This is a genomic window from Grimontia kaedaensis, from assembly GCF_023746615.1.
Classification (GTDB): Bacteria; Pseudomonadota; Gammaproteobacteria; order Enterobacterales; family Vibrionaceae; genus Enterovibrio; species Enterovibrio kaedaensis.
Genome location: NZ_CP082275.1, coordinates 1,106,585 through 1,129,920 on the forward strand (window position 1 = coordinate 1,106,585; position 23,336 = coordinate 1,129,920).

The 23,336-nt window shown below is 48.1% G+C and carries 19 protein-coding genes; 8 read left to right on the forward strand and 11 right to left on the reverse strand.

From position 1 onward, the window contains the following. Positions 1 to 22: 22 nt before the first annotated feature. Complete coding sequence (locus K6Q96_RS05300; RefSeq protein ID WP_251878407.1) at positions 23 to 1,519, reverse strand: aldehyde dehydrogenase; 1,497 nt, start codon at positions 1,517 to 1,519, stop codon at positions 23 to 25. 197 nt (positions 1,520 to 1,716) lie between these two features. On the opposite strand from K6Q96_RS05300, the gene aptA reads away from it, so the two are divergent. Together aptA and K6Q96_RS05310 are read left to right on the forward strand one after the other, a co-directional pair. Beyond that, entirely contained in the window at positions 1,717 to 3,054 is a 1,338-nt protein-coding gene (gene aptA / locus K6Q96_RS05305) for an omega-aminotransferase AptA (protein ID WP_251878409.1), read from the forward strand. Between the two features lie 20 nt (positions 3,055 to 3,074). Then, on the forward strand, positions 3,075 to 4,559 hold the full coding sequence (locus K6Q96_RS05310; protein WP_251878410.1) for a CoA-acylating methylmalonate-semialdehyde dehydrogenase: 1,485 nt from the start codon (positions 3,075 to 3,077) through the stop codon (positions 4,557 to 4,559). A 230-nt stretch (positions 4,560 to 4,789) separates the two neighbouring features. Here K6Q96_RS05310 and K6Q96_RS05315 read toward each other — a convergent pair whose 3' ends face one another. From K6Q96_RS05315 to K6Q96_RS05325, 3 genes are all read right to left on the reverse strand, one after another. Continuing rightward, positions 4,790 to 5,398 carry an EAL and HDOD domain-containing protein gene (locus tag K6Q96_RS05315; protein ID WP_251878412.1) on the reverse strand — a complete coding sequence of 203 codons (609 nt, stop codon included), beginning with the start codon at positions 5,396 to 5,398 and terminating at the stop codon, positions 4,790 to 4,792. Positions 5,399 to 5,565: 167 nt separating this feature from the next. Continuing rightward, positions 5,566 to 6,288, reverse strand: coding sequence for a UDP-2,3-diacylglucosamine diphosphatase (lpxH, locus tag K6Q96_RS05320; RefSeq protein ID WP_251878414.1), 723 nt, complete (start codon positions 6,286 to 6,288; stop codon positions 5,566 to 5,568). A 42-nt stretch (positions 6,289 to 6,330) separates the two neighbouring features. Beyond that, positions 6,331 to 6,828 carry a peptidylprolyl isomerase gene (locus K6Q96_RS05325; protein WP_002542184.1) on the reverse strand — a complete coding sequence of 166 codons (498 nt, stop codon included), beginning with the start codon at positions 6,826 to 6,828 and terminating at the stop codon, positions 6,331 to 6,333. 226 nt (positions 6,829 to 7,054) lie between these two features. Here K6Q96_RS05325 and cysS point away from each other — a divergent pair, with 226 nt between their 5' ends. Then, positions 7,055 to 8,437 carry a cysteine--tRNA ligase gene (cysS, locus tag K6Q96_RS05330; RefSeq protein WP_251878416.1) on the forward strand — a complete coding sequence of 461 codons (1,383 nt, stop codon included), beginning with the start codon at positions 7,055 to 7,057 and terminating at the stop codon, positions 8,435 to 8,437. Positions 8,438 to 9,039: 602 nt separating this feature from the next. Next, positions 9,040 to 9,996 carry a porin gene (locus K6Q96_RS05335; RefSeq protein WP_251878418.1) on the forward strand — a complete coding sequence of 319 codons (957 nt, stop codon included), beginning with the start codon at positions 9,040 to 9,042 and terminating at the stop codon, positions 9,994 to 9,996. A 276-nt stretch (positions 9,997 to 10,272) separates the two neighbouring features. Here the strand turns inward: K6Q96_RS05335 and K6Q96_RS05340 are convergent, their stop codons facing one another. Both K6Q96_RS05340 and K6Q96_RS05345 read right to left on the reverse strand, forming a co-directional pair. Then, a complete protein-coding gene (locus tag K6Q96_RS05340; RefSeq protein WP_251878420.1) occupies positions 10,273 to 11,100 on the reverse strand; it encodes an ion transporter in 828 nt (275 codons plus the stop codon). A gap of 89 nt (positions 11,101 to 11,189) precedes the next feature. Further along, positions 11,190 to 11,828 carry a YchE family NAAT transporter gene (locus K6Q96_RS05345; RefSeq protein ID WP_251878422.1) on the reverse strand — a complete coding sequence of 213 codons (639 nt, stop codon included), beginning with the start codon at positions 11,826 to 11,828 and terminating at the stop codon, positions 11,190 to 11,192. Positions 11,829 to 12,434: 606 nt separating this feature from the next. Between K6Q96_RS05345 and adhE the strand changes: the two genes are divergently transcribed. Continuing rightward, entirely contained in the window at positions 12,435 to 15,143 is a 2,709-nt protein-coding gene (gene adhE / locus K6Q96_RS05350; RefSeq protein WP_251878424.1) for a bifunctional acetaldehyde-CoA/alcohol dehydrogenase, read from the forward strand. Between the two features lie 174 nt (positions 15,144 to 15,317). On the opposite strand, the gene K6Q96_RS05355 is transcribed toward adhE, so the two are convergent. The 3 genes from K6Q96_RS05355 to K6Q96_RS05365 all read right to left on the reverse strand — a co-directional run bounded on the left by K6Q96_RS05355 (position 15,318) and on the right by K6Q96_RS05365 (position 18,215). Continuing rightward, positions 15,318 to 16,004 (reverse strand): SDR family NAD(P)-dependent oxidoreductase, encoded by a 687-nt coding sequence (locus tag K6Q96_RS05355; RefSeq protein ID WP_251878426.1) that lies wholly within the window; start codon positions 16,002 to 16,004, stop codon positions 15,318 to 15,320. Between the two features lie 267 nt (positions 16,005 to 16,271). Beyond that, entirely contained in the window at positions 16,272 to 16,781 is a 510-nt protein-coding gene (locus K6Q96_RS05360; protein ID WP_251878427.1) for a VC2046/SO_2500 family protein, read from the reverse strand. A 165-nt stretch (positions 16,782 to 16,946) separates the two neighbouring features. Beyond that, on the reverse strand, positions 16,947 to 18,215 hold the full coding sequence (locus K6Q96_RS05365; RefSeq protein ID WP_251878429.1) for an O-acetylhomoserine aminocarboxypropyltransferase/cysteine synthase family protein: 1,269 nt from the start codon (positions 18,213 to 18,215) through the stop codon (positions 16,947 to 16,949). A 227-nt stretch (positions 18,216 to 18,442) separates the two neighbouring features. On the opposite strand from K6Q96_RS05365, the gene K6Q96_RS05370 reads away from it, so the two are divergent. Continuing rightward, positions 18,443 to 19,294, forward strand: a complete 852-nt coding sequence (locus K6Q96_RS05370) for a GGDEF domain-containing protein (RefSeq protein WP_251878431.1) — start codon at positions 18,443 to 18,445, stop codon at positions 19,292 to 19,294. On the opposite strand, the gene K6Q96_RS05375 is transcribed toward K6Q96_RS05370, so the two are convergent. Both K6Q96_RS05375 and K6Q96_RS05380 read right to left on the reverse strand, forming a co-directional pair. Continuing rightward, entirely contained in the window at positions 19,276 to 19,977 is a 702-nt protein-coding gene (locus K6Q96_RS05375) for a YoaK family protein (RefSeq protein WP_251878433.1), read from the reverse strand. The genes K6Q96_RS05370 and K6Q96_RS05375 overlap by 19 nt on opposite strands. 136 nt (positions 19,978 to 20,113) lie before the next feature. Further along, on the reverse strand, positions 20,114 to 20,401 hold the full coding sequence (locus tag K6Q96_RS05380; protein ID WP_251878435.1) for a 2Fe-2S iron-sulfur cluster-binding protein: 288 nt from the start codon (positions 20,399 to 20,401) through the stop codon (positions 20,114 to 20,116). A 164-nt stretch (positions 20,402 to 20,565) separates the two neighbouring features. On the opposite strand from K6Q96_RS05380, the gene K6Q96_RS05385 reads away from it, so the two are divergent. Beyond that, entirely contained in the window at positions 20,566 to 22,056 is a 1,491-nt protein-coding gene (locus K6Q96_RS05385) for an FAD-binding domain-containing protein (RefSeq protein ID WP_251878437.1), read from the forward strand. Positions 22,057 to 22,146: 90 nt separating this feature from the next. Next, positions 22,147 to 23,253: a sensor domain-containing diguanylate cyclase gene (locus K6Q96_RS05390; RefSeq protein ID WP_251878439.1), complete on the forward strand. Its 1,107-nt coding sequence runs from the start codon at positions 22,147 to 22,149 to the stop codon at positions 23,251 to 23,253. Positions 23,254 to 23,336: the final 83 nt, after the last annotated feature.

Consider the following 23,336-nt stretch of genomic DNA (forward strand, 5'->3'; position numbering starts at 1 on the left):
TCTGATTTAGAAAATCGTCAGATCAAAGCGCAATCCAGGTGGCTTTAACTTCTGTGTATTTCTCGAACGCATGAAGTGATTTATCACGTCCATTGCCTGATTGCTTGTAGCCACCAAATGGCGCTGTCATGTCGCCGCCATCATATTGGTTAATCCACACCATGCCGGTGCGCAGCGCTTTCGCGGTTTTGTGCGCTTTGCCGATGTCAGATGTCCATACCGCAGAGGCAAGGCCGTAGTCGGTATCGTTGGCAATCGCGACCGCTTGCTCTGGGGTGTCGAAGGTGATCACGGACAGCACAGGGCCGAAAATCTCTTCACGGGCAATCGCCATATCATTGTTCACATTATCGAACACCGTAGGTTCGACAAATAAACCGCCGGTTTCTGCCATGACACGGCTACCGCCACATACCATCTTGGCGCCGCCTTGAGCGCCCTTGTTGATGTACGTCAGCACGGTATCCAACTGCTGTTGGTCAACGACTGCACCGACCTGAGTGTCTGGGTCTAGCGGGTGTCCCGGTTGCCAGCCTTTCAGATTTTCGACGACCTTTTCGATAAAGACATCTTTGATGGACGCTTCCACCAACAATCGTGAACCGGCTGTACAGACTTCGCCTTGGTTGAACGCAATGGCAGAGGCAGCAGCAGAGGCAGCAGCATCTAAATCTGGCGCATCAGCAAAGACGATATTCGGGCTCTTACCGCCAGCCTCCAGCCAGACACGCTTCATATTTGATTCGCCAGCGTAAATCATCAGTTGTTTGGCGATTTTGGTGGAGCCCGTGAACACCAGAGTATCGATATCCATGTGCAGTGCGAGCGCTTTGCCCACTGTATGCCCAAAACCAGGGAGTACATTCAGCACACCTTTTGGCATACCTGCCTCAACGGCGAGTTCACCAAGACGGATGGCGGTGAGTGGCGATTTCTCTGAGGGTTTGAGGACAACAGAGTTACCGGAGGCGAGGGCAGGGCCAAGCTTCCAACACGCCATCAGCATGGGGAAGTTCCAAGGCACAATTGCGGCCACAACGCCCACAGGTTCACGGGTGACCATACCGATTTCATTGTGTGGAGTGGGGGCGAGTTCATCGTAAATCTTGTCGACTGCTTCGCCTGACCAGCGAATAGCTCGGGCGGCACCATTTACATCCACCGCTTTGGAATAGCGGATAGGTTTGCCCATGTCCAGTGTTTCTAGGAGTGCCAGTTCGTCACCGTTTTCTTCAATTAATTCCGCAAAACGGATCACGACTTTCTTACGTTCGGCAGGGGGAAGGTGAGCCCATACGCCGGACTCAAACGTTGCACGGGCATTGCTGACAGCGAGGTTGGCGTCAGCAAGGTCGCAACTGGCAACATCGGCCAACACACGACCATCGACCGGACTGATGCAGGCAAAAGTCTCTTCAGAAACTGCATCGCGGTATTCACCATCGATGAATGCTTGTCCTTTGATTGTTATAGATTGTGCGAGTGCATCCCAGTCTTGACGAGACTTGTTCGAAGTCATAGCAGCCCCTTTTCCCTGTTATGTGCGATGAATATGGTCACTGTGCACCATTTCAAAATATTTTACAATTAGTGCAATTTGTTCTTTAGATACTGAACAAAACACGTTTACTGTTCGTTATATTTGACATAGTATTGCAAATATTGGCCGCTAGGCAACATCTTGTTAACAACGAAAGCAAGCAAGGAACCCTGACTATGGCAGTGAACAAACCACAGAGTGAAGGAGCACGTTTGGACAACTTCTGGATGCCTTTCACCGCAAACCGTCAGTACAAAACCACGCCACGGTTACTCGCAAAAGCAGAAGGCATGTATTACACCGACGTTGAGGGGAATTCAGTGCTGGATTCGACGGCCGGATTGTGGTGCTGCAACGCGGGTCATAGCCGTGATCAAATTACTGACGCGGTTAGCAAGCAAATTAAGGAGCTGGACTACGCGCCAACCTTCCAAATGGGGCATCCTCTTCCATTTGAACTCGCTGAACGTTTAGCAGAATTGGCGCCTGCCGATTTGAACCGTGTGTTCTTTACCAACTCGGGTTCTGAATCTGCCGATACGGCGTTGAAAATTGCACTGGCTTATCAGCGTGCGCGAGGCCATGCCAACCGCACTATGTTTATTGGCCGTGAACAGGGCTACCACGGCACAGGATTTGGCGGAATCTCTGTGGGCGGCATGGTAAATAACCGCAAAGCGTTTAACAGTCAGTTGCTGCCGAGTGTTGCTCATCTTCCACACACTTTGGACATAGAGCGAAATGCGTTTTCCAAAGGGTTGCCTGATCATGGTGTCGAACGTGCTGAGGTGCTGGAACAATTGATTGCCCTGCACGGCGCTGAAAATATCGCCGCGGTGATGATTGAGCCAATGTCAGGTTCAGGTGGTGTTATTCTTCCGCCAAAAGGTTATCTGAAACGTCTTCGTGAAATTACGGCCAAACACGACATCCTGTTGATCTTCGATGAAGTGATCACTGGCTTTGGCCGTCTGGGTGATGCCTTTGCGTCACAGCGCTGGGATGTCACGCCGGACATTATGACTACAGCGAAAGCCTTGACCAACGGCGCGATTCCAATGGGTGCAGTAATGGTGAGTGATCGTATTTACGACGCCTGCATGAACGCCGCGCCGGAAGATACGATAGAGCTTTTCCACGGTTACACCTATTCAGGTCACCCAGTCGCGGCAGCAGCGGCGTTGGCGACGCTCGATATTTACCGTGACGAGAACTTATTCGAGCGTGCAAGGCAGTTGGAAACCGAATGGGAAGAAGCACTGCATTCGCTCGATAATTTGCCGAATGTGATTGATGTTCGAAACACTGGCTTGATTGCCGGCATTCAGTTTGCGCCGAGCAGTGAGGGAATCGGAAAACGCGGCTACGACATCTTTACACGCTGCTTCTACGATGGCGTGTTAGTTCGCGCTTCGGGCGACATCATCGCCATGTCACCGCCACTTATTATGGAATCCAAACATATCGATCAGATGGTCAGCACGCTGGAACGCGCCATCAAGCAAGCGATTTAACTTTAAGAGGATATAAGGATATGTCTGTAACGCACTACATTGATGGCAAATACACAGCGGAAAGCGATCGCAAACAAGCGCTTTTCAACCCAGCGACTGGTGAGCAAAGTGGCGAAGTTTCTTTAGCGTCAGTGACCGAAACCGAAGCTGCAATTGCTTCTGCCAAAGCCGCTTTTCCTGCGTGGTCTGAAATGTCGCCACTTCGCCGAGCCCGTGTGATGTTTAAGTTCAAGGCGTTGGTAGAAGAAAACATCGACGAGCTCGCTGCGCTTATCACTAAAGAACACGGCAAGGTACTGGAAGATGCCAAAGGCGAGTTAACCCGTGGCCTGGAAGTCGTCGAGTTTGCCTGCGGTATTCCTCATTTATTGAAAGGCGAGATGACAGAGCAAATTGGCTCGGGCATTGATGCCTGGTCTCTCAATCAGCCATTGGGTGTGGTGGCCGGTATTTCGCCGTTTAACTTCCCGGTGATGGTGCCGATGTGGATGTTCCCGATTGCCATTGCCTGTGGTAACACCTTTGTAATGAAACCTTCGGAAAAGGATCCAAGTTCAACGCTACGTATCGCAGAGCTGCTGACTGAAGCGGGTTTGCCAGATGGCGTATTCAATGTGGTCAATGGGGACAAAGAGGCAGTAGATGTGTTGCTGACTCACCCAGATGTGCAAGCGGTCAGCTTCGTGGGTTCCACCCCAATTGCGGAATACATCTACAGCACGGCATCGGCGCACGGTAAGCGTGTTCAGGCATTGGGCGGCGCGAAAAACCACATGGTGGTGATGCCTGATGCAGATCTGGATCAAGCGGTTGCGGGCCTGATGGGTGCGGCTTACGGCTCTGCTGGTGAGCGTTGTATGGCAATTTCTGTGGCAGTTGCGGTAGGCAACGTGGCAGATGCCCTGATTGAAAAACTGACGCCAAAAGTGAAAGAACTTCGTGTTGGTAATGGCGTGATTGAAGGTATGGAAATGGGGCCTTTGGTAACGAAAGAACACCTGAGCAAAGTGGAAGGCTATGTTGCGAAAGGTGTGGAAGAGGGAGCGGACCTCCTCGTTGATGGCCGCGGTGTTCAGGCTGAAGGTGGAGATGGCTACTTCCTGGGTGGTTGCTTGTTCGATAATGTCACACCAGAGATGACTATCTATCGCGACGAAATTTTTGGGCCTGTGTTATCTGTTGTTCGCGTACCAGATTATGCGACGGCGGTGAAACTGATTAATGAACATGAGTTTGGTAACGGTACGGCAATCTTCACCCAAAATGGTGATGCTGCGCGTCAGTTCTGTCATGAAATTCAGGTAGGTATGGTTGGTGTAAATGTGCCCATCCCTGTGCCAATGGCATTCCATAGCTTTGGCGGTTGGAAGCGTTCACTGTTTGGTTCACTTCATGTGCACGGCCCTGATGGTGTGCGCTTCTACACTAGACGCAAGGCGATCACCGCGCGGTGGCCAACCGGGCTCAGGGCAAATGCCGATTTTATTATGCCAACAATGAAATAATGGCAATTTGTCTGAAAGAAAAAAGGAACCGAATGGTTCCTTTTTTCATGTGGAGTGCTGATACCAATCGTAGTAAATATTTGCTCATCCTAGCTTGTTAAAATGTTCGATAACTGCGTTGAAAATTTTATTGTATAATAAATACTTATCGAAATTTTCCGCCTTGTTCTCGAGCATTTTTCCTGCGCTATTTCTGATCAGCTACCTACTGTGATTGGTATGATTGAACGTTAAGCGACGTTTGAAAAGAAAATACGTTCAGGTTTACTCAGTTGATAGCCTTGAAACAGGTCGAAGCCCATTACAAGCGCTGCGTGATATTCCTCGTCAGTCTCTATTTTTTCGGCCAGTAGTTTAAAGTCAAAACGCTTTCGATATTTGCTGACAAACTGGGAAATCTGAGTCAGGGTCTGTGCCCGGAAGTCTATTTTCACGTAATCTGCTAATCGAAGGAAAGGGAGCCAGTCGGACGACGGAACAAAATCATCAAACGCGATTTGATAACCGCGGGACTTCAGATCTTCCAGTGCTTTGTATAGCTCAGCATCTGCCACACAATCTTCAAGCACCTCAATAACTAATTCTTCAGCCGGATAGTTAAGTGCTTTGCCTTGAATAAGGCTGCCGTAACAGAAGTTCACGAAGCAGGGAAGGCCATCAGAAATACGCGTGACGCCGCCGGTTGTCTCGCAGAATAAATCATTCAGCACACTGTCAGTGGCGATGTCAGATTCGATACAAGGAAAAGAATCACAGCAGCCTTCACGAAACAACAACTCATAAGCAATGATTTTTTGCTCTGAGTTATAGATCGCCTGCCGTGCAATGTTTGAACGCATAAAATGCCAACAATTCCTTAAAGAGGATTACGAAATCAATTGTATAACAGGTCTCATATTCGAGAGTGCTAATAATGGCTGATATTTTGCGAAGAAAATTAATGATAAAAATCATGCTTTTCTCATCTTGACCGTTCGATCAGCTTGCAGTGATTTTCATCGAGCATTTAAAACGCGCGGGTTTGCAGTGTGCAGCCTTCTTCTGTACAGACCAAAACAGAGCCTTGAGTGTACCAATCACCGAGTACGATTCGTTGAGCCGGATCATTTCCAAGGCGAATGTCATGAATGTCCGGTCTGTGGGTGTGACCATGAATAAGTTGCGTCACGTCACTGTCTTTCATCACACGTAGCACTTCAGATTGGTCGACATCCATGATGTCTTCCGACTTTTCCATGTTGCTTTTGGTGCTACCAGCCCGGATTTTTTCGCCGATACGGCGCCTGACGGAAAGCGGCAATCTAAAGAACAGCCACTGGATTAGCGGGTTGTGCACTTTTTTACGGTAGCGCTGATACCCTTCATCCTGAATACACAATGTGTCGCCATGCATGATGAGCGTGGGCTTACCGAACAAATCTATTACCTGGTGCTCAGGCAGCAGAGTCATGCCGGATGCTTTGGCAAATTGTTTACCGACCAGAAAATCACGGTTTCCATGAATGAAATAGATGGGGATACCCAGATCGCTGAGTGCTTTAAAAGCATCTGCCACTTCAATTTGAAGCGGGGTTCCGTCGTCGTCGCCAATCCAGGACTCAAACAGGTCGCCCAACACATAAAGTGCGCTTGCCTTTGGAGCATCCTCTTTCAGAAAACGCAAAAAGCACTGGGTAATTTCAGGATGGGTAGGGCTGAGATGGAGATCAGAGATAAATAATACGGTCATAGATAATATAAGGGCAGCGAGTCATTGCTGCCCCCCAGTGCCTTATTCTTCGATAGTCACGCTTTCGATCAGCACTTCTTCTACAGGTACGTCCTGATGAACGTAACCCCAGTTACCGGTAGCAACGTCTTTGATCTTGTTAACCACGTCCATACCTTCAACCACTTCACCGAATACACAGTAACCCCAACCGTCTGGCGTTTCAGATTTGAAGTCCAGGAAGGTGTTGTTGTTAACGTTGATGAAGAACTGAGAGCTCGCTGAATGCGGTTCCATAGTACGTGCCATTGCAATGGTACCTACTTTGTTGCTCAGGCCGTTGTTAGCTTCGTTTTTAATCGGTGCGTTGGTTTCTTTTTCTTGCATGCCAGAAGCCATGCCGCCGCCTTGAATCATGAAACCGTCGATGACGCGGTGGAACAGAGTGCCGTTGTAAAAACCGTCACGGCAGTATTGCAGGAAGTTTTCCGCAGTCACTGGCGCTTTTTCGCTGTTCAGTTGGATTTTGATGTCACCAAAGTTGGTATGAAGCGTAACCATGATTTGTTCCTATAAATTCGCGTTTAGCTTTGAACGTTTGATTCTATCCTAGTGGTCGTGACATTCAACTGATCACACCAGAAAAATCAGCCTTATGACTCAGCATAGCGCCTGCATGCTTTAATTGTACACGCGCCTCTGTTGACCCTTGCCTAAACTCGGCGGAAAAGGTGTAATATGCCATTCCTCTTATCATTTAATATTTGTAATGGGTAACCCGACTACCATGTTGAAGATTTACAACTCCCTCACCAAGAAAAAAGAAGAATTCAAACCTATCCATCCTGGCAAGGTTGGCATGTATGTGTGTGGGGTTACCATTTACGATTTGTGTCATATCGGTCATGGCCGCACCTTCGTTTCATTCGACGTTGTCTCGCGTTACCTGCGCTTTCTGGGTTACGACCTGAAGTTTGTTCGTAACATCACAGACATCGATGACAAGATCATCAAGCGAGCCGCTGAAAACGGAGAAAGCTGTGATTCACTGACTGAGCGTCTGATCGGTGAAATGTATGCTGACTTTGATGCGCTGAACATGAAGCGTCCAGATATTGAACCTCGCGCCACTCAGTACATCGATGAAATCATTGCGCTGGTGGAGCGTTTGATTGAGCGTGGTTTCGCTTATGTTGCTTCTAACGGCGATGTGCTGTTTGAAGTGGCGAAGTTTGACGAATACGGCAAGCTGTCACGTCAGGATCTGGACCAGCTTCAGGCGGGTGCACGTGTTGACGTGGAAGAAGCGAAGAAAAGCCCACTGGATTTCGTACTTTGGAAAATGTCCAAGCCGGGTGAACCAACATGGGAATCTCCTTGGGGCCCAGGCCGTCCGGGATGGCACATTGAATGTTCTGCAATGAACTCTGCGATTCTCGGTAATCATTTTGATATCCACGGCGGCGGTTCAGATCTGACCTTCCCGCACCATGAGAATGAAATTGCACAATCTTGCTGTGCACATGACACCCAGTACGTAAATACTTGGATGCACAGCGGCATGGTGATGGTTGACCGCGAGAAGATGTCCAAATCATTGGGTAACTTCTTCACTATCCGTGACGTCCTCGCTCACTACGATGCGGAAACCGTCCGCTACTTCCTGATGTCTGGTCACTACCGCAGCCAACTGAACTACAGCGAAGAGAACCTGAAACAAGCGCGTGCGTCGATGGAACGTCTGTACACGTCACTGCGTGGCCTTGATCTTTCAGTCACTGCGGAAGGTGGTGAAGAGTTTATTGAGCGTTTCAAAGCGGCAATGGATGATGATTTCAACACGCCAGAAGCGTATTCAGTGCTGTTCGACATGGCGCGCGAAATCAATCGTCTGAAAGCCGAAGACGTAGAAGGGGCTTCGAAACTGGCAGCGCGCATGCGTGAACTGGCTGAAGTGCTTGGCTTGCTGGAGCAAGACCCAGAAGCCTTCCTGCAAGGCAACGCGGGTGGCGATGATGAAGTGGCGGAAATTGAAGCTCTGATCAAAGCGCGTAACGATGCACGCGCAAGCAAAGACTGGGCGGCGGCGGATGCGGCACGTGATGCGTTGACCGCAATGGGCATCGTTCTGGAAGACGGCGCAGCAGGCACCACTTGGCGTCGTAAATAAGCCAAATTCCCATACTTAATTAAACGGAGCTTAGTGCTCCGTTTTTTATTTCTTTCCTTTCCCTTGCGCCCTGTCTCTATACCCAAACGACCTGAAGATGCTCGCATTCAGAGGTCATCAATGCGTTCAATTCAAGGCAAATTTTGCGAGGAATAGTGGTTCTATTTCCGTGGAATTTAACGAAGAAGTGGGCGCATTGAGGGCCTCCCTTCGGGCGAGTTGACTGACGTCGTGCTCGTTGTTGTCCCTTTTTGATGGAGGTGACTACACCTACAAAGGGACGCCGCGATCACAACGCCAGTCAACCTCGCTGAATCCGGCATCTTCAGGTTGTTTGGGTATATTAAAAAATTATTCGCCAAATTGTTTGCATGAAGACATCTAAATTCTCCTGTTCATTATTGGCGCTTCCATAAGCGCTCTCATTCATTGAGTTTGTTTTCATAATCTCATTTGTGGGAGCCCATTTTTACTGGCTTTGAGCGATTCTTGCTGTGATGTTCAGGCGCTTGTCGTAATTATTTTTTAATCGTTGTAGGCGCGATTACGTGCAGTTGTTTTGATGGAACTCAAGCGGCTGTAAAGCCGCAGGGATGATTGAAATGAAAAAAACGATGGTAACAGCGTCGATAATCGGCGCGGCAGTGGGCTTTAATGCATACGCATACACGGTTTATTCCAGTGATGAGTCAGCACTTGATATTGGTGGTCGTATCGAGCCTCGATTCAATGTTTCCGATGCAAATGAAGTTAACGCAAATGGCAACAGCTCATTCAAAGATATGAGTCGTGCAAGGCTACATTTTGCTGGAGAAACCAGCGTCAATGACAGTGTTAGTGTTTTTGGCTTCTATGAAGCGGAAATGACAACGGAAGATTCCGACATCAACAACCGATACATGTTCGCTGGCTTTGACACCAATTTTGGTGCCTTCTCATACGGTAAGCAGGACTCTTCTCAGGTCATTCTGACCAATGTCACCGATATCATGGAAACCTTTGGTGGTAGTGCGGCAGATATCGTTGTTGGTAACCAAGACAAGTTAGAAAACAACTTTGTCTATATGGTAGAAACGCCAGTTGGCGTCACAGTGACATTGAATTATGTGGCTGCTGACGAAAAGGACAATGATTCTGCTGGTGGCTCTGTTTATTACAAGAGTACCATTGGCCTGGATATCGGTGCTGGTTACGTTTCAGGCGATCAGAGAACTGGGGCTGGCTTAGCCAGTGTTGAGGTCGACCAATATGACGTAGCTCTGTCTTATACCTTCGACGATTTCTACATTGGCGCTCTCTATGTTGCCGGTGAAGTTGATAACGTTGATATAGATGGTTACGAGGTTGCTCTGGCGTACAACATCAATGACTATGTCTTCCGGTATGTCTTCAACTATCGCGATTCAGATAATGCTTCCCATGATGTCGACTACAACGCAATTGAAGGTGTTTACAACGTCACTGACAACTTTGTTGGCTATGCGGGTTATGAATTTAACCGCTTGGATGGCAAGCAAAACGATGACCAGCTGCAAGCCGGTATACGGTATAAGTTCTAATGGGTGAATGAAACCAAAAAGCGGAGCCTAATGGCTCCGCTTTTTTGGTTATTAAGCCTGCCCAGAAGCTCGAAGTTCAAGAGGGGAGATAAGCGAATGATTTCCTAGAAGGACAAAATGGAAATCATGCAAGCTTTTGGTACGACAAAAAATGGCTCACTGCGTTGAGATACCACATTCAGGATTGCTTATAGCGATAACATCTTTTCTACTTTAACCCGATGAATATAAACAAAAAATCTGAAGATTCAGGCTGTTTGGGTATCAAGGTTTGGTTTACGTTTGTTTCTCTTTTTGTGACAGTTCGCTACCACAAAACTTACAAAAAACAGCGTCATTTTCGTGCCCTGGTTTAGAACAATTGGGGCAAAGCGTCGTTTGTCTTTGTGTCGTCATTTGTTGCCCCATTTGAGCGGTGATAATGCCAGTGGGAACCGCAATGATGGAGTAACCCATCAGCATAGTTATCGAGGCCAATGCTTTGCCAATGTCTGTTTGGGGCACCAAATCGCCATATCCGACCGTCGTCATGGTCACGATGGCCCAGTAAATACTGTAAGGAATGCTGGTAAATCCGCGCTCTGGACCTTCAATCACAAACATCAGAGAGCCAAAAATAGTCACCAATACCATTACCGCATAAAAGAAGATAAAGATTTTCCTGCTGGACGATTTTAGAGCAGCCAATAAGACGTTTGATTCTTCCAGATAGCGCATCAATTTCAGAACCCGGAATATACGCAGTACCCGGAGCAATCGGACTGCCATCAGATAATTTGCGCCTGGGAAGAGCATGGCGATGTAGGTTGGGAGAATGGCAAGTAAATCGACGATGCCGTAAAAGCTCTTTGCATACGCCTTGGGGGCAGGGGAGCAGTACAGGCGCAGTGCATACTCTACGGTAAAGAAAAGAGTGAACCCCCACTCGATAGTGAAGAACCAATCCCCATATTTAGCCTGCATCTCGCCGACAGATTCGAGCATCAATACAGCGATTGACGCCAGAATGATAATGATGAGAGTAACGTCAAAGGTCTTTCCGGCGCGAGTTTCGGTGCCGAAAATGGTCGTGTAAAGGGACTCCTGAACAGCATTCCTGCTCATGCTAAGTGCTCTACGAAAGTATTTAGATATGAGAAGTTTAGCAGGAGAAGCCCGCTCGGGAGATGAGTGGGCTATGAAACAAGGAATGTTTAGCTTAGGCCAGGGAACAAGGCGCGAAGACCATTGGCAATAAATTCAATACCAAGGGCTGCCAGAATCAAACCCATTATACGGGTGATAACGTTGATACCTGTTTGGCCGAGGAATTTCACAATGGCTGGTGCGAGTCTTAGCAGACCCCATATGCCGGCTGCAAAGATGCAAATAGTGCCGATAAGACCAAGCGTATCCACAGAATTTGGATAGCGGCTCGCGTATACAATTGTTGAGCTGATAGCACCAGGGCCAGCCAAAAGTGGCATTGCCAGCGGGACGACACCAATCTGCTCACGGCTGACAGATTCAGATTGTTCCTGCTTGTTTTGCTTATCTTCACCCAACTTACCGCTCATCATGGTGAAAGCGATACTCACCAGTAGCAGACCACCAGCAACACGGAAAGAGTCGAGAGAAATACTGAAGAAATCCAGCAGTAACTGACCCGCCAATAATGAGACAACCAGAATAGCTGCCACGGCTAGACTTGCCGTATATGCAGTCTTGTTCCGTTCAACTGGATCCTGATGCGCTGTTAGCGACACAAAGATAGGCATGATGCCCAATGGGTTCACGGCTGCAAACAAACCAATGAAAAACTGAAAAAATATTACAAGTTCAATATTGTTCATTCCCAAACACTCGAAATCTGAGAAACGGAAGGATTAGATGTGGATCGCAAAAGTGCCAATCTTGAGCGCTAGTATAACGTCGAAAGATGAAATGCCAATCAATACACTTCGGGTGAGGAAGAAATAATATGCCTCAGCCAAGAGGTCAGGTATTTCGGGCGATCTGAGCAATAAGTGTCCTAAATATAATCGATTGGGAATGGCTGGAAACTTGGTTATACGCTGCCTTACTATTCTAACTATGTGATTCCAGTCACGCTCGGAAATCTAAGAGGGACAGTATGAGTAAAAGAAGTTACACAGCTGTATGAGACACAATGCATATGTGTTACATTCACGTAGTTTCATTGTGGTTTTAGGCTTTCAAAACGTCGATTATAGCGTGATTCGATCGATTATTGACCGGTTGATGAAAAACGTAGTGAAATTTAATTACAAATGATCCCGATCAATTTTCTGCTTTTCTGAAAATATATAATCAGTTTTGGAAGTTATTTACTAAATGCTTGCCAAAGCTCACTGAGGAAGTGTGACGCTTAGGTCTCGAAACAAACGAGCATGTAGTTACTAAATAATTTTCAAACTTTAGGTATGTAGGAGACAACTATGCCTGTAACTAACGTAGCCGAACTCAACGCAATGGTTGAGCGCGTAAAAAAAGCGCAGAAAGAGTTTGCAACTTACTCTCAAGAGCAAGTAGACAAAATCTTCCGTGCTGCATCTTTGGCTGCTAACAACGCCCGTATTCCTCTGGCTCAACAAGCCGTTGCAGAATCTGGCATGGGTATCGTCGAAGACAAAGTCATCAAAAACCACTTCGCTTCTGAATTTATCTACAACAAATACAAAGATGAAAAAACCTGCGGCATTTTGGAAGAAAACGACGAGTTCGGTACTTTCACTATCGCTGAGCCAGTAGGTATCATCTGTGGTATCGTTCCAACTACCAACCCGACCTCTACCGCGATCTTCAAATCTTTGATCTCTCTGAAGACCCGTAACGGTATTATCTTCTCACCACACCCACGTGCGAAAAACTCTACGAATGATGCCGCTAAACTGGTTCTGGACGCAGCAGTCGCAGCAGGCGCACCAAAAGACATCATCGGTTGGATTGACCAGCCTTCAGTAGAACTGTCTAACGCGCTGATGAAGCACGACGACATCAACCTGATCCTTGCAACGGGTGGCCCAGGCATGGTTAAAGCGGCTTACTCTTCTGGTAAACCAGCTATCGGCGTAGGTGCGGGTAACGTTCCTGTTGTTATCGACGAAACGGCTGACATCAAGCGTGCAGTTGCTTCTATCCTGATGTCTAAAACTTTCGATAACGGCGTAGTGTGTGCTTCTGAGCAGGCAGCGATTGTTGTTGACTCTGTATATGACGAAGTGAAAGAGCGTTTTGCTTCTCACAAAGGTTATGTACTGAGCAAAGATGAAGCAGACAAAGTACGTAAAGTACTGCTGATTGATGGTGCTCTAAACGCAAATATCGTTGGTCAGCCAGCTGCAGCCATTGCTGAAATGGCAGGCGTAACCGTTCCAGCTGATACCAAAGTACTGGTAGGTGAAGGTCTGCACAAAGTGTCTGTTGATGACGCATTCGCTCACGAAAAACTGTCTCCAACACTGGGTCTGTTCCGTGCTACGGATTTCGAAGACGCAGTAGCGCAAGCAGTCACCATGGTTGAAATCGGTGGTATCGGCCACACCTCTGGCCTATACACCAACCAAGACGTCAACCAAGATCGCATCAAATACTTCGGCGATAAGCTGAAAACCGCACGTATTCTTGTGAACATCCCTACCACTCACGGTGGTATCGGTGACCTGTACAACTTCAACGTTGCACCATCACTGACTCTGGGTTGTGGTTCTTGGGGTGGTAACTCAATCTCTGAGAACGTTGGTCCTAAGCACCTTATCAACAAGAAAACTGTAGCGAAGCGAGCTGAAAATATGCTGTGGCACAAACTACCGAAATCTATCTACTTCCGTCGTGGCAGCCTGCCAATCGCACTGGGTGATCTGGAAGGTAAGAAACGCGCAATGGTTGTCACTGACCGCTTCCTGTTCAACAACGGTTACTCAGACGAAGTTGTTGCCCTGCTGAAAGCACAAGGCATGGAAGTACAGACTTTCTTCGAAGTAGAAGCTGACCCAACACTGACAGTGGTAGAAAAAGGTGCTGCAGCAATGCAAAGCTTCCAGCCAGACGTGATTATCGCACTGGGCGGTGGTTCACCAATGGATGCTGCGAAGATCATGTGGGTAATGTACGAGCACCCAGAAACGCACTTCGAAGAACTGGCAATGCGCTTTATGGACATCCGTAAGCGTATCTACAAGTTCCCGAAAATGGGTAAGAAAGCGGAATTGGTATGTATTACTACCACTTCAGGTACAGGTTCAGAAGTGACACCATTCGCCGTTGTAACTGACGACAAGACCGGTGCGAAATACCCATTGGCTGACTACGAACTGACGCCTCAAATGGCTATCGTAGATGCGAACTTGGTGATGAACATGCCTAAGTCGCTGACTGCATTCGGGGGTTACGACGCAGTAACTCACGCACTGGAAGCTTACGTATCTGTTCTGGCGAACGAGTACTCTGACGGTCAGGCTCTTCAAGCACTGAAGATGCTGAAAGAATACCTGCCTTCTAGCTACGCGAACGGTGCAAACGACCCAATCGCTCGTGAGAAAGTGCACAACGCAGCAACTATCGCTGGTATTGCGTTTGCGAACGCCTTCCTGGGTGTATGTCACTCAATGGCACACAAAATCGGTGCTGAGTTCCACCTGCCACACGGCCTAGCGAACGCACTGCTGATTTCTAACGTTGTTCGTTACAACGCAAACGACAACCCAACGAAGCAAACTGCGTTCTCTCAGTACGACCGTCCACAAGCACGTCGTCGTTACGCAGAAGTGGCTGACCACCTCGGTCTGACTCAAGCGGGAGACCGCACTGCTCAGAAGATCCAACGTCTTCTGGCATGGTTGGACGAGCTGAAAGGCAACCTGGATATCCCAATGTCTATTCAGGAAGCGGGTGTGAAGGAAGCTGACTTCCTGGCGAAGATTGATGAGCTAGCAGTTGAAGCGTTCGATGACCAGTGTACTGGTGCGAACCCACGCTACCCTCTGATCACTGAGCTGAAAGAAGTGCTGCTGGCATCTTACTACGGTAAAGCATTCGTAGAAGGTGAGACTTTCGAAGGCACTACGGTTATCAAGAAAAGTGAAGACCGTAACGCTGCAGCCGCTAAACCAGCTGCGAAAGCAAAGAAAGAAGCTGCCAAAGCATAATTTCTGAATTAGAAATAAAGAGAAAGCCCGCGTAAGCGGGCTTTTTTATTGGCAGTGGCAAATACCCTTTTGAGGTGACAACTCCCTGACGATGGGACCTATCCAATCGCCTGGTATGCGGTCAAATCAAATTAACAGGGCATAGAAGCGGCTACGGCAAAACTCACCGGCCGTTTAACTTGCTGCTTCTAAGATACGGCCGGTGAAACTGTCGTTTTCGACGATGTAAGCGGCACCATCAATCATGTCGTAGTTCACTGCAGGGGGATAGTGAACGTTACCTTCATCACTGTGGCGTAGCCTTGGCAATACGCCGCCTACTCGAATGTTAGCGTGTTCCAGCTCCTGGGCCCAGCTTCGGGTCAGGCCTTTGATCACTGCGTTAGAGCTGTCAAAGGCTGGGGTAGTGTTATTGGGGGTGAGTACGCCGGGGATATTCACAATCACCCCCTTGCGCCCTTTATTCAGCATGTTGAATGCTGCGCCTCGTCCAAACAGGTACAAATTGGAAGCGACGTCTGCGATGGTGTCTTTTACAACATCGTTGGCTGCATCCTGACTGGCGAGCAGATTTGGTAAAGATCCGCCTTGCCAGTAGTTGATAAGTACATCCACAGCCCCCATTTCGCGATTCACTTCTTCAAAAAGGTAAGAAATGTTTTCTACACTGCGGTTGGCGAGGTAAAAAGAAAAACAAATTCCTCCGACTTGCAGGCACGATTCGTACGTTGACTGAAGTTGGTGAGAGTCCGTATCCACGAGAGCAACGCGGGCATTTAGCCTGCAAAAGTGTTCAGCCATAGCGCGACCTGTTGGAGTCCCTGCAGCTGTAATCACAATGACGGATTTAGCAATATCCATTGTCTGACCTTTCTATTTTATTTCCGACACACTTCATTGTTATACGACGATGACTAACAACTTATACCCAGCTTTTTAAGAGGCGGATAACAATCTTGGACCATGATCTACGAAAGTGGTGTGAATTTGTTCAAAAAAGGTTGTGCAAACTGTGTGCAAAATGATTTTTTTAGTAAGTGATCACAGTTTGATTTTTTGGGGTGGAAGAAGTTGAATTGATATGATGAGTGTGGTAGCGACTATTTTTATGGCAATAAAATCAATGGATTATGCTTTAACATGCATTTCATTGAAGCGCTTCGCAGTTACCAATTGGTTATATAAATTTACCGGATCTAATGCGGCAGTCTTGCCATTTTCGCTATCTAATTGTCTTCGTTGATGTCCTGACAAATTATGATAAACATCTTCACCCAAATTGTGTGTTCCAATAGCAGGAAAATGTAGTGCAGAGGGGCTGACGCAATCATTGAGTTTTGCGCTCGCTAAACCCGCTTTCTGAAAGGCATCTGCCTGAGATTCGCAAAGCTCATAGTCCCTATCTTCAGCAATCAGACGAGTAGGCTCTGGAAGATCAAACGCTTTTCGAAGCTGCGCTTCTGTAATCTTTTCTGGATAAGGAGGATTGAGCGGCGTGGTTTCTGTTGCATCGCCAGAGAGCAGCGCCAGCATCAAAGCAAAATCTGAACGACGGCCCTGATACACAGCATGGTTGAGGTTTCCCCCTAGCTGTATATCTGTAATGAGTTGGGCTTTATCGAGCGCGTGAATTTGCATGTGAACCTGACTTTGACTTCTCACCCCCTATGTATCGGTATTGCGACGTAATACTTTAATAAAAAAAAGGAAAAATCTTACTATTCAATGCGGAGCAACTTTGGGTGATCTTTTGCACAAAAAAGCCCACCTTACACAAGGTGGGCTTGTTGGCGAAAACAGGAATTAAGCGTTCAGCGCTTGCTCCAAATCCGCAATTATGTCGTCAATATGTTCGATACCGACAGACAAGCGGATCATTTCCGGTGAAACGCCGGCTTGCGCCTGTTCTTCAACGCTCAATTGGCGGTGGGTTGTTGAAGCAGGGTGACAAGCCAGCGACTTCGCGTCACCGATGTTCACCAAACGCTTGAACAGACCCAGTGCATCATAGAAGCGGACACCTGCGTCGTAACCGTCTTTCAGGCCAAAAGAAAGGATTGCTGAAGGTTTACCGTCCATGTATTTCTGCGCCAGTTCATGGTGCTCAGATTCTGGCAGACCGGCGTAACTTACCCAGCTCACTTTCTCGTGGCCCTTAAGGTATTCGGCAACTTTCATTGCATTCTCTACGTGACGCTCCATGCGAAGTGGCAGGGTTTCCAAACCTTGCATCAACATAAAGGCATTCATAGGCGATAGCGCGGCACCTGTGTTGCGCAGCGGTACGGTGCGTGCGCGGCCGATAAAGGCAGCTTCACCAAACGCTTCCGTGTATACCACACCGTGATAAGAAGGCTCTGGCTGGTTCAGCACAGGAAAACGTTCTTTGTGTTGTGCCCAGGGAAACTTACCTGAATCAACAATCACACCGCCCAGTGTAGTGCCGTGACCACCAATGTATTTGGTTAGAGAATGAACTACGATATCTGCGCCATGTTCGATTGGCTTACAAAGCACAGGGGTAGCGACTGTGTTATCCACGATAACCGGCACGCCTTTCGCGTGAGCCAGTTCTGCCACTCGCCCAATATCGACAATGTTACCCGCAGGGTTACCGATACTTTCACAGTAAACGGCTTTGGTGTTGTCATCGATAAGTTCAGCCAGCGATTCAGGACTGTCGTCTTTAGCGAATTTCACTTCAATGCCTTGCTTCGGCAGCATATGCGCGAAAAGGGTGTAAGTGCCGCCGTAGAGTTGTGGTGTTGAAACAATATTGTCGCCAGCTTCTGCCAGTGTCAGGATCGCGTAGTTAATCGCCGCACTACCTGCACTCACAACCAGTGACGCTAAACCACCTTCCAACGCAGCCATGCGTTGTTCCAGTACATCATTGGTTGGGTTCATAATACGGGTGTAAATATTCCCAGGGACTTCAAGGTTGAACAGATCCGCGCCGTGTTGCGCGCTGTCAAATTCATAGGCGACGGTTTGGTAGATCGGTGTTGCTACCGACTTTGTCGTTGGATCCGTCTGATAGCCAGCGTGGATCGAGAGAGTTTCGTCTTTCATACTTCGTCCTTGTGCGTGATTTAACCGAAAAGATTCACTATGGCATAAAGCCCGCTCGGTTTACTTGTACGTGTTCAAGATTTTCTCCATTTTTAACTGGCATAACTGTCAATAGGCGTTTCTTCCAGTTTCGAGTCACTTCTCGAATCAATGAATTCGAATGCGGGTTTGCATCAGATTTCTTTTAAAGTGACCTAAATCGATCAAAAAGTAACCAGGAGGGCGGTTTGAATCGAATTTCAATACGTTGGCTGTACCATTTGGTTATCTGGACGATCCTCGTCACGATGATGGTGTGTGTTGACGCCATCACTATCAAGGAAGATGCTGGAGTCTATGAGGAAATTATAGGGTTAGGGATTGGTTTATCTATGGCATTCGAGTGCTTTCGCTATGAAAGTATGCGAATGGCAACCTGGCTCTGGATAGGCTGGCTCGTCTACGGTTTGGGTAATCTCTTCGATGTGCTTGATGAGTTGGTGTGCAGCGAGAAATTCAAAGTGCTTTATCTCGATACCAGCCTGACCATTATGGGAATGGTGCTTATCTCGTATGGCTTTTTGAAGCAAACCGTAGCCGGTGAAAAAATGATAGCGCGTTTGAGTGGCGAAGTAGCGGCGAACAAATCGCTGCGCGCCAAGCTATATAAAGATGCCAGGCTAGATGAACTCACCCAGTTAGGCAACCGCCGCGCCTGCTTTGAGCGTTTCTCCAAACTCGGCTTGATTACCCATCACCTTTACTACTTTGATCTTGATAAATTTAAGCAATGCAATGACACTCATGGCCACAGAGTCGGGGACAAGGTGTTGGAAATCTTTGGCCGAAACTTATCGTCGATGTTTGGTACTCAGGCCGCTTTTCGGGTGGGTGGGGACGAATTTGTTGCCTTGAGCAAAAAAGAACATGATTTTAGGGAGCTTGCTGCTTCACTTTGTGTTGGCATTGCAGACTATGGTGTGGATGTCAGTATCGGCAGTGTTGAAGTGAAAGCTGATGCCAACATCGATGAACTGCTAAATCGTGCAGATGGTGAAATGTATAAAGCCAAATTCCGCCGTCAATCTCGCGCCTGCTGATTGGGAGCGATTGCTTTAAGGTGGATCCTCGCTCTTCTCATATGAATACGATAGATCAGGGCCAATATCACGCAGATACTGGCGGGAAGTACAAAGGCCTTTTCTTTCAGCATAGGAAATAAAATGGCACTCAGAGTGCCGCCGAAGATAAACCCAATCGCAATCACAATAAATAAAACCAGTTTGCGTTGATTGAGAGGCTGTCCTCGTAGCCATGCCCCGAACATCAATCCCAAATCAGTGATGATCCCCGTAATGTGTGTGGTTCGCACAATTGCACCACTGTAACTAGTGACCAAGCCATTCTGGATGCCGCAAGCTGCAGCGGCGAAATACAAACCATACACCGTGCTCTGGCTCATTGGGTAAATGGCACCGAGCAGCAATGCTGCTTCCACAAGCAGAAGAAAATCATAGCGACGCCCCAGCGATAAGGTGCCATCTTTCAGGATCAAGCCAGAGAGCATGGCGCCACCGAAAAAGCCCGCAAGAATGCAAAGCAAGTGCACGAGTTTCACCGGGTGGCTGTTGATAATATCCGTACCGATCAAAGTTGCCGTTCCCGAAAGGTGTGAGATGGCCTGGTGCTCAAATCCGAGCATACCAATTCCATTAACAAAGCCGGCAGTCAACGCAAGAATAAATGCGCCGTACTCAACCCATTTGGGCAGTTTGGATATCACGCGAAAACCTTCATTGGAGTAGATGTGTAATGCGGGCTATAGCCCCTAGGGAGCGGGAAGATTTTACCTCATTAGAGCAGCGTGCATGCGGCTTAGATCAAACACACATGCACATTTTTCTATGGCGCGGGAAGTTTCAGTTCAGCGGGGTGATAGTGACGTCGCCAAAAATCCTGCACTGACAGGCAAGTCGGCGCTTGTCGCCATCCATATCCAAATCATGTAACAGATCCTGCTCTTCCTCTGTTCGGGGACCGAGATTATTCATGCCGGATTCGACATCAATCAGGCAAGTTCCGCAAGCGGCAGAACGGCATCCAAAAGGCACCTCACTTTTGCCAGTATCTTCCAAATCAATCAGCGAACTGCCGCTGGAAAGCTCAACGCTGTTTCCGGTTTGTCCGAACGTCACTCTAGGCATCATAAGTCTCCCTGAAAGCCGTGATTTCATATTTGGAAATAGGTGCTTTTTAAAGCGTAGATTCAACGCTTTGATAATTCGAATTTATCGGTGCTACTCGATAGAAGGGAAGATCGAACGTGTGATGGACTGCGTAAATAATCAAAACACTTAAACACGACCAATTCATGCCCTCATCACCAAATCAAAACCGAGAAACGATCACCTTGGTCTGGCTTAAGCGCGATTTACGCTTGACCGACCACGCACCGCTGCAGGCGGCCATAGATTCGCGTTTACCCATCCTGTTGCTTTATGTCTACGAGCCAATGCTGCTCGGCGATGAACATTACTCAGAGCGCCACTGGCGTTTCGTTTGGCAATCGCTGGAAGACATGAATCGACAGCTTTTGCCGTTTGGCGGAAAAGTGTTGGTGGCGCAAGGTGATTGTATTGAAATGCTGGAAAATATTTCTTCGCAATTTGCCGTGAAAGCTATGTATTCCCATGAAGAAACCGGCTTGATGAAAACCTTTGAACGCGACACGGAAGTCAAACGCTGGTGTAAAGAAAGAGCAATTGATTGGCAGGAATTTCAAACAGGGGCAGTTAAACGAGGAGCGATAAGCCGTGATGGATGGGACAAAGCGTGGGACAAAACCATGCGGGCACCTATTGTTACGCCAGAGCTAAGTAACGCAACTTTCATCGATGAGGGAAACACTAATCTATCGAGTTTTTGTCCGCCTGAGTCGTGGCAACAAAAGCAAAAAGGGATGCAGACTGGTGGGGCGACACTAGCATGGCAAACGCTCCACAGTTTTTACGAAGGTCGTGGCAAAGACTACGCCTACAAAATTTCTAAACCTGCCGAAAGCCGCAACCATTGCTCGCGGCTCTCTCCGTATTTGGCTTGGGGAAACATCAGTGTCAGGGAGGTGTATCAGACACTCCTGCAGCACTGGAATGATAAGGGTTGGCGGCGGTCGCTTAGTGCCTTGTCATCCCGATTCCACTGGCATTGCCACTTCATCCAGAAATTCGAAAGCGAATGCAACATGGAGTTTCGCCATGTAAACCGCGGCTATGAAGCCTTCCCCTACAGAAAGGATGAAGAAGTTTTCAGGGACCTTGAATATTGGAAGCAAGGAATGACAGGCTACCCGCTGGTGGATGCCTGCATGCGCTGCCTTCATGCGACCGGTTACATCAACTTTCGGATGCGCTCCATGTTGGTGAGCTTCCTATGTCATCACCTGAATATTGACTGGCGATTGGGGGTGAAGCACTTGGCGGGTCTTTTTCTGGATTTCGAACCTGGTATTCACTATGCACAATTCCAAATGCAAGCCAGCGTGACGGGTACCAACACTATCCGCATATACAATCCCACCAAACAAGCAGAAGAGCATGACCCCGAGGCCGCTTTCATCTACCGCTGGCTACCCGAGCTAAGAAACGTACCAGCACCACTAGTTTTCGAACCTTGGCTTCTAACGCCCATGGAACAACAAATGTATGGCGTCAGTATTGGGGACGATGGCGACTATCCGCAGCCTTGCTTGACGCTAGAAACTGCGGCTAAAGAAGCCCGTGACAGGCTATGGAGCTGGAAAAAACGTCCTGAAGTGAAAAAGGAAAGTAAGCGGATCCTTGCGGTGCATGTGAGGCCGGAGTGACTTTTGTTGTTGATACAGTCGTCAAAGAAATGAGCATATATCGTTTGCTGTGCTATTTGTTTTTATAAGGCAATTGAACAAGGTACCGCTATGTCATCCCATTCTTCCGATTCTGAAATATCTGTTGTGCAAACCAGTATCGTTAGTCTTGTCCAACATTTAGCCCGTCGAAAAGACCTGGATTTTTCTGAATGGGTGAGGGAGTTACTTCAAATTGCGGCGTGGCAATTCGACGCTGACAGCGCTTGTCTCTCCCGCATCGACAATCTGGAGTTGGAAGTGGTGGAGTGTTATTCAAACGGCAGCGTGTTATCAAAAAAAGCAGGTGATGTCGTCGCATTGGGCAGCACGTTTTGTAGTGTGACTGCTGGCATGGAAGGGCCGCTAATGGCACCGGACACTCGAAAGCACGAAAAGCTTTCTGGTCATCCGGGCGTTAACCGATTGCCCACTGCGTATTGGGGCGTAGCGATCTATTTCGGCGGAACGGTGTGGGGAACGCTGAGTGTGATGGCAGAGGCGGATGGCAGTCCACATCCTGATAGTGACAGCGTTCTTACGCTGCTGGCAGGCATTCTGGAGTTAAAGTTAGAAAATGAGGAATACCGTGAAGAGCTCAACGGTGCTCGTGAATCTTACCGTCAGCTCAGTGAACGTCTCGAAAACCTCCAGCAAGTGGATATACTGACCGAGCTGCCAAGCCGCCGTGCGCTGTTTGACTATTTGTACCGTGAGCTGAACCAGTTAATCCGTCGCGACGGCGAAGGCGCGATTGCACTGGTGGATATCGATTTCTTCCGTATGCTCAACGAAAAGCATGGTCATGAAGAGGGTGATCGTATTCTGAAAGGGGTAGCAACAGCGCTTAGGCAAGCTGTGCGTAACTATGACTATGTGGCACGCTACAGCGGCGAGCAGTTCTTAGTTTGGCTGCCGGACACCTTGCAGTCAGAAGTTGTGAAAGTGTGCGAGCGTATGTCGGAAAATGTTGCCTTGTGTGCAATAGACAATAAACCCGTGACCATCAGTATTGGCTACTGCGCGTTTCGGAGTGACAGTGAGAAGCAAATTCCGTATGCCCGTGCTGTCGACAAGCTGATTAACCTCGCCCACAATGCCCTAAAAGATGCTAAGGACAAGGGCAGAAACTGTGCCATGTCAGCGTCGAGGCGCCCAGTAACCATTACATCGTTGTAATTTGTCCTTTACGCGTGATTGGCAACTTAGTTGCCCGTGCTGACCGAATGCTGTGTCAAGCCAAAAGCAGCGGCCGAAACCGC

What these genes read in the sequence shown, in the direction of transcription:
- K6Q96_RS05300 (WP_251878407.1), bottom strand. Translation starts at nt 1,519, where the DNA reads ATGACTTCGAACAAGTCTCGTCAAGACTGGGATGCACTCGCACAATCT.
- aptA (WP_251878409.1), top strand. Translation starts at nt 1,717, where the DNA reads ATGGCAGTGAACAAACCACAGAGTGAAGGAGCACGTTTGGACAACTTC.
- K6Q96_RS05310 (WP_251878410.1), top strand. Translation starts at nt 3,075, where the DNA reads ATGTCTGTAACGCACTACATTGATGGCAAATACACAGCGGAAAGCGAT.
- K6Q96_RS05315 (WP_251878412.1), bottom strand. Translation starts at nt 5,398, where the DNA reads ATGCGTTCAAACATTGCACGGCAGGCGATCTATAACTCAGAGCAAAAA.
- lpxH (WP_251878414.1), bottom strand. Translation starts at nt 6,288, where the DNA reads ATGACCGTATTATTTATCTCTGATCTCCATCTCAGCCCTACCCATCCT.
- K6Q96_RS05325 (WP_002542184.1), bottom strand. Translation starts at nt 6,828, where the DNA reads ATGGTTACGCTTCATACCAACTTTGGTGACATCAAAATCCAACTGAAC.
- cysS (WP_251878416.1), top strand. Translation starts at nt 7,055, where the DNA reads ATGTTGAAGATTTACAACTCCCTCACCAAGAAAAAAGAAGAATTCAAA.
- K6Q96_RS05335 (WP_251878418.1), top strand. Translation starts at nt 9,040, where the DNA reads ATGAAAAAAACGATGGTAACAGCGTCGATAATCGGCGCGGCAGTGGGC.
- K6Q96_RS05340 (WP_251878420.1), bottom strand. Translation starts at nt 11,100, where the DNA reads ATGAGCAGGAATGCTGTTCAGGAGTCCCTTTACACGACCATTTTCGGC.
- K6Q96_RS05345 (WP_251878422.1), bottom strand. Translation starts at nt 11,828, where the DNA reads ATGAACAATATTGAACTTGTAATATTTTTTCAGTTTTTCATTGGTTTG.
- adhE (WP_251878424.1), top strand. Translation starts at nt 12,435, where the DNA reads ATGCCTGTAACTAACGTAGCCGAACTCAACGCAATGGTTGAGCGCGTA.
- K6Q96_RS05355 (WP_251878426.1), bottom strand. Translation starts at nt 16,004, where the DNA reads ATGGATATTGCTAAATCCGTCATTGTGATTACAGCTGCAGGGACTCCA.
- K6Q96_RS05360 (WP_251878427.1), bottom strand. Translation starts at nt 16,781, where the DNA reads ATGCAAATTCACGCGCTCGATAAAGCCCAACTCATTACAGATATACAG.
- K6Q96_RS05365 (WP_251878429.1), bottom strand. Translation starts at nt 18,215, where the DNA reads ATGAAAGACGAAACTCTCTCGATCCACGCTGGCTATCAGACGGATCCA.
- K6Q96_RS05380 (WP_251878435.1), bottom strand. Translation starts at nt 20,401, where the DNA reads ATGATGCCTAGAGTGACGTTCGGACAAACCGGAAACAGCGTTGAGCTT.
- K6Q96_RS05385 (WP_251878437.1), top strand. Translation starts at nt 20,566, where the DNA reads ATGCCCTCATCACCAAATCAAAACCGAGAAACGATCACCTTGGTCTGG.
- K6Q96_RS05390 (WP_251878439.1), top strand. Translation starts at nt 22,147, where the DNA reads ATGTCATCCCATTCTTCCGATTCTGAAATATCTGTTGTGCAAACCAGT.